This is a genomic window from Enterococcus sp. S86.2, assembly GCF_059834485.2.
In genome coordinates, this window is the sequence record NZ_CM206813.1 from 2,175,477 (window position 1) to 2,190,116 (window position 14,640).

The following is a 14,640-nucleotide window of genomic DNA, read 5'->3' on the forward strand; positions in this document are numbered from 1 at the left end:
TAGTGGGGCTCGCTTTTTTGCTAGATTATAAATTATCAGCTATTTGATTGCTCCACGAATAACAAAGCATCGTAAGGAGCAAATGTCATTTCTTTTGTTAATTTTTTAGGGGCGGTTTTGTCGTTTGCAATATAGGACTGCCAATTTTTCTGCCAGATTTTTTTGGGCAACGTTAGTTTTCTAGTTTTTTGGCTGATATTGGTAATAATTAAAAACTGCTTTTCCCCTTTTCTTAAATATGCAAAAATATCAGGGTCATTTTGAGCCAATAATTCAAAGGTCCCAGTTGCAAAAGTCTCCTCTTGTCTACGTATTTGAATCAATTGCCGATAAAAATTCAAGACCGAGTCAGGATCTTCTTTTTCAGCTGCAACATTGATTTTGACATAATTGGGGTTGACTTTCAGCCAAGGTGTACCTGTAGTAAAGCCAGCGTTTTTGCTATCATCCCATTGCATTGGGGTACGAGCATGATCACGACTCCAAGAAGTGGCAAGCTGCAATGCTTCTGCTTCACTTTTATTTTCAGCTAGCAGCCGATGATAAAAAGAAAGGGTATCTTTGGCATCCACTTCTGAAATTGTTTGAAATGGATAGTTTGTTGCGCCTAATTCTTGCCCTTGATAAATAAAAGGCGTTCCACGTAATAATAAATACATCATGGCTAAAGCTTTCGCTGATTTCTTGGTTTCGTTGCCTAAAATTGTGTTAAAGCGTGGATTATCATGATTTTCAAGATATAGGGCATTCCAACCTTTTTTACCTAAATCTTTTTGCCAACGGGCGATAACTTTTTTAAAGCCTAATAAATCAATCCGTTCGCTTCCCGCAACTCCTTTTCGAACATTATGTTCCAATTCAAAAATCATATCCAAATACCCTTCTGAATCTGTCCAATTAACCGCTTTTTTACTGGAAACGCCACTGGCTTCTCCTACTGTCATCACATTGTATTCATTAAAAATTTGTTGTAAATCCTTCATATAATTGTCAATACCAGCTACATTCATGAAAGGCGCCCAGGGATTATCTTTAATTTTAAAATTCCAAGGTTCCTTTTGGATATGGCTGATGGCATCTAATCGAAATCCATCAATTCCCAGTTCTAACCACCAGCGAATCATTTGGTAAATTTCAGTACGCACAGCTTCATTTTTCCAATTTAAATCCGGTTGTTCTGGCGCAAATACGTGAAAATAAGCCTGACCACTTGGTTCATCGACCGTCCAAGTTGAACCGCCAAAAAAACTCTGCCAATTATTCGGCAAGTTAGCGGGCGTAGCATTCTGCCAGTGATAATAATTACGGTACGGATTTTCTTTACCTTTTCTTGCTTCCACAAACCAAGGGTGCTGATCGCTGGTGTGGTTGACTACTAAATCCAAAATAATTTTCAGATTTTCTTTGTGGCACGCCTCTAAAAGTTCCTTAAACTGTGCCATATCACCATATTCGGCTGCGATGTCTTTATAATCAGAAATATCATAGCCATTATCTACATTGGGAGATTTGTACATGGGATTTAACCAAATAAAATCAACTCCCAGTTCCTTAAGATAGGGAATTTTGGCAATAATTCCTTTAATATCCCCAATGCCATCCCCATTACTATCATAAAAACTACGGGGATAAATTTGATACCCCACTGCATTTTGCCACCAATTGGTCATGATTTCACCACTTCCACGACAAAAGCATCCCAAGGCATAAGTACAACTTTTTCTAATTGACTTGGCGTAGGACCGTTGGATAAAATCAGTTCCTTAATTGCACCGTCGTAATGAAATTCATTTGCTTCACTAGCAAAGTTTGTCACAACAAGCCACGTTTTTTCTTTGAAGCTTCGTGTATAGGCAAAAACTTCAGGAGCTGTTTTTAATAGGTGAAAATCCCCCCATACCACTAACGGGTTGTCTTTTCTCAATTGAATCAATTTTTGATACGTATAAAAAAGTGAATCTTTATCTGCTAATGCTTGGGTGACGTTTATTTTAGGATAATTCTCATTTACCGCAAGCCACGGTGTACCGGTCGTAAAACCAGCGTGTTGACTATCGTCCCATTGCATGGGTGTTCTGGCATTATCTCTTCCTTTAACATTGATGGCATTTATAATTTCAGCTGGTTTATATCCTTGAGCGAGTCGTTCATGATACATGTTAATACTTTCAATATCGTCAACTTCTTCAATGGCACTAACCAAATGATTGGTCATGCCAATTTCTTCTCCTTGATAAATATATGGCGTCCCTTTTAGTAAGTGTAATAAAATCGCTAACAATTTACCGCTTTTAACACGATAATTTTTTTCGTCTCCCCAACGGGAAATAATGCGGGGTAAATCATGGTTGTTCCAAAATAGTGAGTTCCATCCTTCATCACCTAGTTCTGTCTGCCATTTGGCAAAAACTTCCTTCAATTGCGCCACTGCAAGGGGACGTAAATCCCATTTGCTTTTTTGGGGCTGTTCATCTAATGCGACATGTTCAAATTGAAAGACCATGCTTAACTCTTGGCGTTTAGGATTTGAGTATAATTTGGCAATTTCAGGTGTTGCTCCCCACGTTTCGCCGACGGTTAACAAATCGTGTTTACCAAAAGTTGCTTTGTTCATCTCTTGTAAATAGTCATGGAGTTTGGCACCATTGCCGGTAATCATCTTTTCTGGCACTTTGCCGATCAAATCAATGACATCCATACGAAAACCGCCAATTCCTTTTTCAATCCAAAAATTCATCATATCATAAACTGCCTGCCGCACTTTTTCATTGGCCCAATTTAAATCAGGTTGTTTTTTGGAGAATAAATGCAAGTAATACTGCCCACTTGCTTCATCAAATTCCCAAGCGCTGCCAGAAAATGTCGATCCCAATTCATTGGGCGCGCTGCCATCTGCTTTAGGATCGGCCCACACATAATAATCGCGGTAGGTATTTTCCTTGCCTTTTTTGGCTTCAAGAAACCATTGATGCTCATCAGAAGTATGATTGACTACTAAGTCCATCACAATTTTGATGGAACGCTTTTTAGCTTCAGTAATTAGCCGCTCCATATCCTCCATTGTGCCAAATTCGGCCATAATCGCTTCATAATCTGAAATATCGTAGCCATTATCATCATTGGGAGAGGCATAGACTGGGGATAACCAAATCGCACCAATTCCCAGTTTTTTTAAATAATCTAATTTTTCAATAATACCGCCAATATCGCCAATTCCATCACCATTGCTGTCTTTAAAACTGCGGGGATAAATTTGGTATACAACAACTTCTTGCCACCAGTGTTTTTCCATTTTTTTCACTCTTTCTAATCCTCTTTTGTAATGACAAAACCTTTAGGAGCTAATTTCAGATCGGCAGTAAAGCCATTAGCCAAAATAATTTCCCCTTTAATAGTTAGAGAGTTCGCATTTTCACCCAAATTGAAGTAGCCGATAATTTTTTTATCTGCTAATTTGCGTTGAAGTACAATTTGCTGTTTAGCTAGATCAACATTTTCCCAAATCATTTGACCTTCTGATAGTATTTTTGCAAAGTCACGGCGAAATTTGACCAGTTTTTTGAAAAAGGCAAACATATCCAAGTCCTGATCTTCTTCTTGCCAAACCATACATTTACGACAATCTGGATCCATTTCTCCTGTCATGGCAAATTCATCGCCGTAATAAATACATGGTACTCCGGGTTGTAAATAAGTAAAAGCCTCTACTTGTTTCATTAAGTCTTTATCGTTTTTTGCCTCCGTTAAAATTCGCGGTGTATCGTGGGAATCTAAGACATTAAATTGCACTTGGTTGGTTTGTTGGCGATAAAGCATTAATTGCCGATTAATTTCCGATACCATTTTTTCTAACGTGATGTCTTTTTTAACAAAAGCACCGGAAATAGCATCTGTATATGCGTAGTTCATTACAGCGGTAAATTCATCACCATTAAGCCAACTTTGAGAAGAGTGCCAAATTTCACCTAAAATATAGAAATCATCTTTGGCTGCATCACACACTTGCCGAAATTCCCGCCAAAAAGTGTGATCGACTTCATTGGCGACATCCAAACGCCAAGCATCAATATCAAATTCTTTAATCCAATACGCTGCAATCTCCAAAAGATATTTTTTTACTTCTGGATTTGCTGTATTTAATTTTGGCATATGGGGAGTAAAAGCAAAAACATCATAGGTAATATCATAGGCATCTTCAAAATCTTTTCCTTCTTTATAGCTAGCTGGAAATTCATTAATGTGAAACCAATCAGCATATTTTGAAGCGGCACCATTTTGCAAAACATCTTGCCATTGTGGTGAAGTATCTCCCATATGATTAAAGACTGCATCTAACATTATTTTGATGCCCCGTTTATGACATTCCGCTACTAATTTTTTAAATAATTTTTTATCGCCAAAGTCTGGATCAATTTCAAAGTAATCGATCGTATCGTATTTGTGATTGGAATGGGCTTTAAAAATCGGACAAAAATAGAGACCGTTAATCCCAAGTTCGGTGAAATGGTCTAAGTGATCTAAAACGCCTTGTAAGTCGCCACCAAAGAAATCTTGACGATCAGGATCTTTTGAGCCCCACGGCAGCGTTCCCTTTGGATCATTACTTTTATCCCCGTTGGCAAATCGCTCTGGAAAAATTTGATACCATACTGTATTTTTTACCCACGCTGGTGCTTTAAAGCGATCAACTTCATGAAAATACGGCATTCTAAAATAGTTATTCGGCATCTTTAGGTATTCTTTTTCAGCTGGAAAACAGCCATGATCGCCATAAAAAATTTCACTATCATCTAAACCGACAACTTTAAAGCCATAAGCCATGCGCTTATATGGTTCACTCGTTGCTACCACCCAATAATCATGCAATTCAGTCGTTAAATATTTTTCCATTACTAATGGTTTTTGATACCACTTTTCTGCTTCTAAAGTATAGGTATCCCCATGAAGAAGTTCTACTTTTTTCACATCATTTTTGGCTGTTTTTAAGCGAATGTGCATGAGATCTTTTTGATATAAATAGGCAAACTCGCTATCTGGACGGTGATTAATTGCTGCTGTATTCATCAAATCGCACCCTTCTTTTTTGATTACTCACGATATTTTTCATGAGAAAAAGTTCATTTCGGCTTCATTATGACATATTAAAATTTGAATTTCAATGAAATTACCGCAAACGATTGCATTTATATTTTTTTGCTTCTTTGCAAGTGTTACTAAAATGACCGATTCTTATTTTCGTTCGCAAAATTAGTATATATCGTCAATTGTTTTCGTTATATACGTAAAACTTTTATGGAACTTTCAATTTGTATCTCGTGTTTTAAAAAAGCAAAAAAAATATTTCAAATAAATTGCTTGACTATTTCCGCAATCGGTTGCATAATACATTTTGTAAGCGAAATCATTTAAATAATTTTTGGGAGGAACAAGAAATGAAATCAAATTGGAAAAAGTTATTGATGGGTGGCGTAGTTTTAAGTTTATCTGCTATGACATTAGCAGCTTGTGGTTCAAGTGATTCAAAAGATGACAGCGCAGATAACTCATCCGCAAAATCTGAAGAAGTAAAAGGTGATTTAAAAGTATGGATTGATACTGAACATATTCCAGCTATTAAAGAAGCTGTTGCTGATTTCCAAAAAGAATATCCCGATGTAAAAGTAACCATTAAAGCCGGTCAATCTGCTGACGCTAAAGCAGATGTTTCAAAAGACCCAGAAAAAGCTGCTGATGTTTTCATGATGCCCCACGATCAAATTGGTCAAATGGCAGAAGCTGGTCTTTTGTATCCCGTTGGTAAAAAACAAGCAGAAGAAATTAAAGAAAATAATACCGAAGCAGCTGTTAACGGTGTTACTTGGAAAGATAAAATTTACGGCTACCCTTATGGTGTTGAATCACAAGTTCTTTACTATAACAAAGCAAAATTATCTGCAGATGATGTAAAAACTTGGGCAACGTTAACCCAAAAAGGTAAAATTGGGACAAACTTTGCTGAAGCAGGTGCCAACTACATCTTTGGTCCATTATTCATGAGTAACGGCAATGTTTTATATGGTGAAAATGGTGAAGACTTAAAAGGAACAAACTTCAATGATGAACAAGGTGTACAAGTTCTTGACTGGATCGCCAAACAAAAAGATAATGCCGGTGTCGTTCAAGCCAACGCATCTGCCTTATCAAACTTACAATCTGGTAAAACAGATGCTTTCCTTTCTGGTCCATGGTCTAAAAATGATGTGAAAAAAGCATTGGGTGATAACATGGCTGTTGCAGCTTACCCTACCATTGATTTTGGCAATGGTCCAAAACAAATGAAAGCTTTTTTAGGTGTTAAAGTTTACGGTGTTAACCAACAAACAAAAGCACCACTAGCAGCCATGGCATTAGCAAACTACTTAAGTGGTAAAGAAACACAACAAAAAGAATTCGAAGTAAACGGCGTAATTCCTGCTAACAAAGAATTACAAGAAGATAGCAAAGTTAAAGAAGACGCTGTCGCAAAAGCAGTTATGGAAATGGCTGACCCAGAACATTCTGTTGTAATGCCCAAATTACCAGAAATGGTTTCATTCTGGCCACCAATGGACGCTTTGATTAACGACACTTACAAAGGCAAAATCGCCGCTAGTGACTACCAAGCAAAATTGGATAAATTTGTTGCTGATACATCTAAATCAGCAGAATAAATCGTTATTAGTTTGACGCAAGTGTAAAATTTAAGGCCGATCAAAAAATCCCTGCAGATTTTTTCGCTCGGCCTTTTTAGTTAAGAAAGCTTGGCAATGCAGCTAGCTTTCAAACACAACTGGGAGTTTTGTTCAATTCTCCTTATTCAAAATTCCTCTTTTAAATACAAGCAGGAAAAACGAAAGTTAGGTGAAGACCACATGTTCAAAAAGAAAAACTATGAAACCCACATCACCTTTAGAGAGCTTTTTAAAAAAGGTGATTTGCCCACTAAATTATCTTTTTTCATTATGGGTGCTGCTAACCTGGCAAACAAACAAATTCCAAAAGGTCTTTTGTTTTTAGCCAGTGAAATTGGCTTTATTTATTGGCTTGTAACCAATGGTGCTCACGCCTTAGCGATGCTTCAAACCTTAGGCACAAAAAAACAAGGTTTGGTTTATAACGAAGATTTAGGAATTGAACTTTTACAAAAAGGCGATAATTCCATGTTGATTTTACTATTTGGGATTGCGGCTATTTTAGTCTGTGTTTTATTAATTATTTTATATGTTATCAACTTAAAAAGTGCACGTCACCTTTTTGAATTAAAACTATCTGGCGATAAAATTCCTTCAACTACTCAAGACTTACGCAGCTTATTAAACGAACGTTTCCATGTTACGTTAATGTCTGTCCCATTAATCGGTGTCTTGTTCTTTACCGTTTTACCGCTTTTATACATGATTTCCATCGCCTTTACGAACTACGATCATAATCACTTACCACCAAAAAGCTTATTTACTTGGGTTGGATTACAAAATTTTGGTAATGTCATTAGCGGTGATATGGCCGGAACCTTCTTCCCCGTCTTAGGCTGGACCTTAATTTGGGCCATCTTTGCAACTGTAACCAATTTCTTTTTTGGTATTATCTTAGCCTTATTAATTAACGCAAAAGGCATTAAATACAAAAAAATGTGGCGAACACTTTTTGTTATTACAATGGCTGTGCCGCAATTTGTCTCTTTACTTGTCATGCGTAATTTACTAAATGATGCGGGACCAATTAATGCCATCTTACAAAATTTAGGTTGGATTTCTAGCTCGATTCCTTTTTTAACAGATCCAATTTTAGCAAAAATTACCGTTATTGTTGTCAATATGTGGATCGGGATTCCAGTCACGATGTTAATTTCAACTGGGATTATCCAAAACTTGCCAACTGATCAAATTGAAGCTGCTGAAATTGATGGGGCGAATAAATTCCAAATTTTCCGTAACATCACTTTCCCACAAATCCTATTTGTCATGACACCAGCTTTAATCCAACAATTTATCGGCAATATCAATAACTTCAACGTTATCTATCTATTAACCCAAGGTGGTCCAACCAACTCTGACTTTTACGGCGCTGGTTCCACTGACCTTTTAGTTACTTGGCTTTATAACTTGACTGTCAATACGATGGACTATAATTTAGCCTCTGTTATCGGTATTTTGATCTTCATCTTATCAGCAGTCTTTAGTTTAATGGCCTACACGCGTACAAATTCATTTAAGGAGGCGTAAAAAATGGCGGTACAATCAAAAAGCAAAAGTTATCATAAAAAACAAAGAGCAACCCGCACGTTAATCTACGCCATTTTAACGATTATGGCAGTCTTTTGGCTCTTTCCTATTTTCTGGATTGTTCTTACGAGCTTTCGTTCAGAAGGGGGCGCATTTGTTCCTTATATCATCCCCAAAGAATTTACAATGGGAAATTATGCTACCCTTTTAAGTGATGCTTCAGGCAACTATCCTTTTGTCCGTTGGTTTTTAAACACACTTTTTGTTGCAGTTATTAGCTGTCTGCTTTCAACCTTCATTACAATTGCCATGGCTTATGCCTTATCGCGATTGCGTTTTAAACTACGGAAACCATTTTTAAAAGTGGCCTTAGTTTTAAATATGTTTCCTGGCTTTATGAGTATGATTGCGGTCTACTATATTTTAAAAGCAATGGATTTAACTCAAAGTTTGGTCGCTTTAATTTTGATCTACTCTTCGGGCGCTGCCCTAGGTTTTTATATTGCGAAGGGGTTCTTTGATACCATTCCAATGGCCTTGGATGAATCTGCCATGATTGACGGTGCCAACAAATGGCAAATTTTTACTAAAATTACGCTTCCTCTTTCCAAGCCAATTATTGTCTACACTGCTTTAATGGCCTTTATGGCTCCGTGGATGGACTTTATCTTTGCCAAGATCATCATGGGCGACGATGTTAAAAACTACACCGTTGCGATCGGCTTATTCTCAATGATGAACAAAACAACTGCAAACTCTTTATTTATGTCTTTTACAGCCGGTTGTGTACTGATTGCAATTCCAATTACGATTTTATTTATCTTCATGCAAAAATATTATGTAGAAGGGATTACTTCTGGTTCTGTAAAAGGTTAATCAAAAAAATCCAAGCAAAATGCCTGCTGTACAATTATTTTCAAAACAATTGTACAGCAGGCGTTTTTATCTATTTTTTCAAATTTTTTCTTATCAAAAAATTCTCTAATTCAAAAAAAAATGAAGTAAAACGAAAATTATCTAAAAAAGAGGATATTGTCGCCTTTTATAATGAAGAAAATAACATTGTAAACCCGCTTGATTTTCCTATTTAGAATAATTATAATGCAATTTAGTCAAAACAGTTTAAAATGAGTAGTAGAAACAAGGATATTCCCCAATAACCTTAATTTCCCAATAGGCGGAAAACTATTCCCCATAGTTTCCGCCAAGCTATTTTTTTAGCCCCTTTAGCCGTATTACATAAGAAAATGGCATGACGCATTTTCTTGTAACAGATCACCTTAGCCTTTTAGAAGGCTATTTTTTTTACTTATGAAAATCGGCTTATTGCAAAAATGTAAGTCTTTCGCAATAAAAAGCTATGGTACCTTTTTTAAAATCCGTTTAAGATAGTGTTATAAAGTAAACAGGATGGTGGAATACATGAAAAAACTATTAATCGGCTTAGTGGTTGTTATCGTCGCGGCCTTTGGATTATTTAAATTTATTGAAACAACAGAGATGGGTGGCGATACCTATTATGTTCAAGTGACAACAGATGGTAAACAAGTGACCTTAAAAGATGACAGCGGCCAAGAATATTTAGACTACGAATATCAATTAACCGGTTACGATGAAAATGGCAAAAGTAAAGAATTAACCTTTCGTGCCAACAAAGAACGCCCCTTGCGGAAAAATGCATACTTAAAAGTTACGTACAATACCAAAAAAGAAGGCGTGACTCAGTGGGAAGAAGTCGCTGAAAAAGCGGTACCCAAAAAAGCATTAACGCATTTAAATTAAATCGCTATAACCTCCTATGATTCCCAAATTTAGCATAACGCCACAAGTTCTATTCATAAAAAAATTTAGGAACCCTTGCACAAATTGCGTAAGGAAATAAAATAGTGACATGACTTTCAAATTTTATAGCCTTTAACAAAGTGATTAATCTCAAAGCAACTTCTTTTGCGATAAGCTGCTTTGAGATCAATTTTTATTGTAAAAAGGAGCTGGGACTATAAGTGGTCCCAGCTCCTTTTTGCTTAATTGGCTTTTACAACGTATTCACATTAATCCCCTAAGTTAAAACGCAACTTCATTTGTGGTGCACCAAGCATTACCAATTGCCCAAGCAGTTTTGTTGTCAACTCTTTGGCTACTTTGGCATACTCTTCATTCACTGAAGCTAAATAATTTGAGCTATCTGCTTTGTTGACTGCATTTTGATCTGCCTTGTGTTGGATATGACGAAAAGCGGCAACACTATCTTGTACATAATCATCTCGTACATCTGAATATAAATTATAATTTGTATCCCCTAAAACGGCGATCACGCCACTTAACCAATACATATTATCCAAACTAAAATCTTCTTTTACTTCTTTATAAAAAGCTGGTGTATCTTCTACATTTGCATAAAATGGCACAACAGTGTTAAAGGTATTCGGACCAAAAGCCAACCAATGAATACCTGCAATTTCTTTTGGTACGTCATTACGCAATTGCAAAATGTGTACTTCTTGATTGCGGTTAATGCCGATGGGACGCAACTGGCTTTTTTGTGCTTTCGTACCGTCGCCATAACAATCATAGACTGTTTCTTCATAATGAGAACTTAACGCCCATTTGATATCTTCCACACTTATTAAACGATTGGCTTTACAAATAAATGGCAGATTTTGATCAAAGGGTGATTGTTCTATCTCTGGCGTGAAGAAGCGTTGCACATACCAAGCTCGCGGATTGTTGTATTGGTTATCTTTTACCGTTGCACTACCAAAGATGTGCCGTAAATTATAGCCAGTATAATCAGGATTTAAATGATAGGTGTGAATCAATTCTTTTAAATCTTTCGAACACAATGTATCGGGTGAATCAAAATCAAAATCAGTAATATTCATCCGATTAGGTGCTACCACATAAGCATCATCTGGAATTTTAACAGCAGCCCAGTGATGTCCACCGATTGTTTCAAACCACCAAATTTCATCCTGATCAGAAAAGGCAATACCATTTGGTTCATACGTGCCGAATTCTTCTAACAATGCGCCTAAGCGTTTAACGCCTGCTTGGGCACTTTTAATATATGGCAAGACGATAGTCAGCATATCTTCTTCCCCAATACCGCCTGTCACATAAGGATCAACTCCCAAAATCCGAGAGTTGCTTGTAATTGTTTCAGTTGCTGACATGGCAACATTCGCGCTATTAATACCAGATTCTCCCCAAATACCGATTTTGGGTGAAACATCCGGCGTAGCAGTATAACGCAAGGGATTGTCAGGTAATTTTATTTCAACACCACTAATAACAGCTTTGTAATTTTGCACTTGTTCTTCTGGTTTTACTACAATAAAATTCTTAGGATTTAATGGCGCTTCTCCATCTTCGTTGCGGGCAATCATAGTAGAACCATCAATTGAAGCCTTTTTTCCTACCAAAATCGTCGTACATGCACTGTGATTGTTCATTTTTTTCATCCTTTCACTAATTAATTGACTTTTACTTATTCACTAATTAAAGTGTAGACCTTCTCTTCATTTTTGTGAAACAAAAACCTTGAAAATGATGAAAAGGTAATCTTTACCCCCATTTTCAAATAAAAGTTATAATAGAAAAAAAGGAGGAATTACCATGTCACTACTTGTTCCCACTAACATGATTGAAGTAACTGAAAAATTAGCCGACGACAAAAATCGAGGTATCGCAACGACTGAAGAAAAAATTATTTTGCAAGCCGTTTTAGACAATGCACAAGATATTTTAAACGGTGCACTTGAAGGACCTTATTGGAAAGTGAACTGGCAAAAAGAAGATGAAAGTCTGGTTATCTACGATATTATGAACAAAGAAGTCGGTACTGTCACACCAGCAGGTAACAGCTTTAGTGAAGACTTTAAAAGCAATGCTGCCCATGTTATTCGCAGCTTAGACGATCAAATTCAAAAGATTGTCAACAATGCCTAGTGAAAATCCAAGCAAATAATCTCATGAAAATAAAAAGATAGACCACGTTTACAGCCATGAAGCTGAGATGTGGTCCATCTTTTTATTTTTGCCAAACAAGAACACTGGCATCGTCACTTTGTTTAAAACGCGGATAGGTTAGCAATTTTGCATCTTCACCTTCTAACTTACGAAGGTGATCACAGGCGGCTACCAAAGTTCCATAATCTTGAAAGTGACCTAACTGATGCGGTGTACATTCATTAAAGGTATCCACTAACCGATAAAAGCCATCACTGGTAATGACTATTTTTTCCAATTGGTCAGCTGGTACACTTTTTTGTGATAAGCGCGCAATGCCAATTGGGGACGGATCTAAAATCGCATATCCGTTTGGTGTATTTTTTGTTTGCCGATTTTTTACCAAATCTTTTGTCACTGCCGCTTTTGCAGCTTCAATTGTTTCGCCTTTTTTTAATAGTTGATGAAAAGTTGAAACAATTCGTTGATCATTTTGTGGAACGGTCCGATCATAGAAAGTACGCATTTGTTGGTTTAAAAATGCAGTGATTGGTGAATCTCCCAACCAACTAAACTCCATTTCCGTGCCAATTTTACGATAACAACTAAATGTGGCACTCGGCCACAAATCAGGGGTTAGCTTCCCTAATTCTTTGCGGTAATTTTGTGCAAAGCTGGTAACAGCCTGCATCAAAGCACGACTTGTTGCCATTTTTTCATTCGCCAAAAGTGTTATCAGTTGACCGCCGATAAAATGGCTAAAAACCTGCGCATCACTCATACCCGCCAAATAATTATCTCCTAATCCACTGGCACCATCTAAAATAAAACCAAATGTATCATTGCCGTAGACAAAGTCCTCATTTTGTTTGTTGCCACGATCCGTATAAAAGAAAACAGACATTTCTTTTCTTCCCTTCAAAAAATAGTAAAAAAAGCTTCTTTACATATTTTTCTATAGTATCACAAGAACATTAAAAAACCAGTGGCGTAAAAAGGTAAATACAGCCTATTTGTCCTCATAATAAAAAAGGGCTTGATAGAAGTGTTCAGCTTCAAGATCAAGTAGATATGATTCCAGCTCCTCAGTCGACTATTACTAACAAAGTTATACCTTAAACGCCGTTTATTCAAAAGAAAGAGGTGGGACAAAAATTTTCTCCCACCTCCTAGACTAACTTTTTGTTTGATTGAAAATGCCATAGTCAATTTCATTGACAGACTTTGCTACTACAATCGCTGAATAAACATCTGAATTTACATTTAAAATCGTCCGAAGCATTCCCACAAACCATTCTACCCCAGCAAATATTGCAATACTTTCAATAGGTAGACCCATTTGAGGTACAATAATCGCCAGTGAAACAAGGCCTGCTCCTGGTACCACAGCATTTGCTAAGGAAACAAATGTTGCTGTTATCGCTAGATAAAACATTTTCTCAATCGAAAAATCCATTTGATACATTTGGGCAATTGTCATAACCGTAATCGCCATGTGCATAGCCGAACCATTACTGTTTAATGACATCCCCAAAGGTAAAACTAAATTGGTAATACGATTGCTTAACCCTAATTTATGCCGGGATTCTTCCATCGCAATTGGTAGTGTAATCGCTGAAGACGTCGTCGCAAGCGCCATCACCGACATATTTTTCATATTCAAAACCAGCCGCCATGGATTTAACTTGCCATAAAGGGCGATTACGATTATCCATAAACCTAAAAACAGGAATGTACTTAAACCATAGACTAACAAATACTTCATTAGCGGCAATATAATCTTAATCCCCAACTCACTAATAGTAGAAGCAATTAGGGAAAAAATCCCGATTGGAGCAAAAATCATCACATAATAAATAATGTTAATAATGACTTCATTAAAATCTACAATAATCTGGAATAAGGGTGATGTTGGTTTTTTTTGCATAAATTTGCTGAGAGCTAAGCCAAAAAATAAAGCAAATACGATAATTTGAATAATAGAACCTTCTGCCAACGAAGCAAAAATATTTTTCGAGAAAAAGTCACTGATTGTTTGGCTTAAAGAAATTTCCTGCTCTTTAATCCCTTGACCTAAAGAGGCAGTCATATCCACACCATAGCCGGGGTTAAACAAAACTGCAATGAAAATACCCCAGCTAGCTGCCAATAGTGATGACACACCAAAAACTACAACCGTGCGAATACCTAAACTCGTTAACTCTTTTGGCTTAATGCTGCCAACTGCTTGAATAATTTGACCTAAAACCAAAACTGGTATTGCCATCTGCATCAACTTTAAGAAGATATCGCCAATAATTTTTAAGTAGTGGGCCCATTCTGGTATAAACAAACCAAATGCCAAACCTAAAACGACAGCAATCAATATTTGGGTGATCATGGAGAATTTTTTTGTCATTTTCCTCACCTCTATAACTGTAATGATCGCCCGCCATCTTTAGTTTCCCCCCGC

At 36.8% G+C, this 14,640-nt stretch carries 11 protein-coding genes; 5 read left to right on the forward strand and 6 right to left on the reverse strand.

Annotated features, from left to right (window positions below):
• Positions 1 to 35 precede the first annotated feature (35 nt).
• From AC6R0T_RS10315 to AC6R0T_RS10325, 3 genes are read right to left on the reverse strand one after another with little or no spacing between them, the layout of a single operon-like run.
• The gene (locus AC6R0T_RS10315; RefSeq protein WP_282462167.1) at positions 36 to 1,670 is read right to left on the reverse strand and encodes a glycoside hydrolase family 13 protein; all 1,635 of its coding nucleotides are present in this window, start codon (positions 1,668 to 1,670) and stop codon (positions 36 to 38) included.
• Positions 1,667 to 3,292 (reverse strand): glycoside hydrolase family 13 protein, encoded by a 1,626-nt coding sequence (locus AC6R0T_RS10320; protein ID WP_303754552.1) that lies wholly within the window; start codon positions 3,290 to 3,292, stop codon positions 1,667 to 1,669. The genes AC6R0T_RS10315 and AC6R0T_RS10320 overlap by 4 nt, the downstream gene beginning before the upstream one ends.
• A gap of 14 nt (positions 3,293 to 3,306) precedes the next feature.
• On the reverse strand, positions 3,307 to 5,064 hold the full coding sequence (locus AC6R0T_RS10325) for a glycoside hydrolase family 13 protein (RefSeq protein ID WP_206904485.1): 1,758 nt from the start codon (positions 5,062 to 5,064) through the stop codon (positions 3,307 to 3,309).
• A gap of 368 nt (positions 5,065 to 5,432) precedes the next feature.
• Here AC6R0T_RS10325 and AC6R0T_RS10330 point away from each other — a divergent pair, with 368 nt between their 5' ends.
• The 4 genes from AC6R0T_RS10330 (at position 5,433) to AC6R0T_RS10345 (ending at position 10,022) form a co-directional block, all read left to right on the forward strand.
• Entirely contained in the window at positions 5,433 to 6,689 is a 1,257-nt protein-coding gene (locus AC6R0T_RS10330) for an extracellular solute-binding protein (protein ID WP_206904483.1), read from the forward strand.
• 201 nt (positions 6,690 to 6,890) lie between these two features.
• On the forward strand, positions 6,891 to 8,240 hold the full coding sequence (locus AC6R0T_RS10335; RefSeq protein ID WP_206904482.1) for a carbohydrate ABC transporter permease: 1,350 nt from the start codon (positions 6,891 to 6,893) through the stop codon (positions 8,238 to 8,240).
• A 3-nt stretch (positions 8,241 to 8,243) separates the two neighbouring features.
• Positions 8,244 to 9,116, forward strand: a complete 873-nt coding sequence (locus tag AC6R0T_RS10340; protein ID WP_230709440.1) for a sugar ABC transporter permease — start codon at positions 8,244 to 8,246, stop codon at positions 9,114 to 9,116.
• A 546-nt stretch (positions 9,117 to 9,662) separates the two neighbouring features.
• Entirely contained in the window at positions 9,663 to 10,022 is a 360-nt protein-coding gene (locus AC6R0T_RS10345; protein ID WP_206904478.1) for a YxeA family protein, read from the forward strand.
• Between the two features lie 269 nt (positions 10,023 to 10,291).
• Here the strand turns inward: AC6R0T_RS10345 and AC6R0T_RS10350 are convergent, their stop codons facing one another.
• The gene (locus AC6R0T_RS10350) at positions 10,292 to 11,692 is read right to left on the reverse strand and encodes a C69 family dipeptidase (protein WP_303754551.1); all 1,401 of its coding nucleotides are present in this window, start codon (positions 11,690 to 11,692) and stop codon (positions 10,292 to 10,294) included.
• Positions 11,693 to 11,855: 163 nt separating this feature from the next.
• Between AC6R0T_RS10350 and AC6R0T_RS10355 the strand changes: the two genes are divergently transcribed.
• Positions 11,856 to 12,188, forward strand: coding sequence for a hypothetical protein (locus tag AC6R0T_RS10355; protein ID WP_303754550.1), 333 nt, complete (start codon positions 11,856 to 11,858; stop codon positions 12,186 to 12,188).
• A gap of 82 nt (positions 12,189 to 12,270) precedes the next feature.
• On the opposite strand, the gene AC6R0T_RS10360 is transcribed toward AC6R0T_RS10355, so the two are convergent.
• Both AC6R0T_RS10360 and AC6R0T_RS10365 read right to left on the reverse strand, forming a co-directional pair.
• Entirely contained in the window at positions 12,271 to 13,110 is an 840-nt protein-coding gene (locus tag AC6R0T_RS10360) for a hypothetical protein (protein WP_526159339.1), read from the reverse strand.
• A 252-nt stretch (positions 13,111 to 13,362) separates the two neighbouring features.
• The gene (locus AC6R0T_RS10365; protein ID WP_303754548.1) at positions 13,363 to 14,586 is read right to left on the reverse strand and encodes a dicarboxylate/amino acid:cation symporter; all 1,224 of its coding nucleotides are present in this window, start codon (positions 14,584 to 14,586) and stop codon (positions 13,363 to 13,365) included.
• Positions 14,587 to 14,640 lie beyond the last annotated feature (54 nt).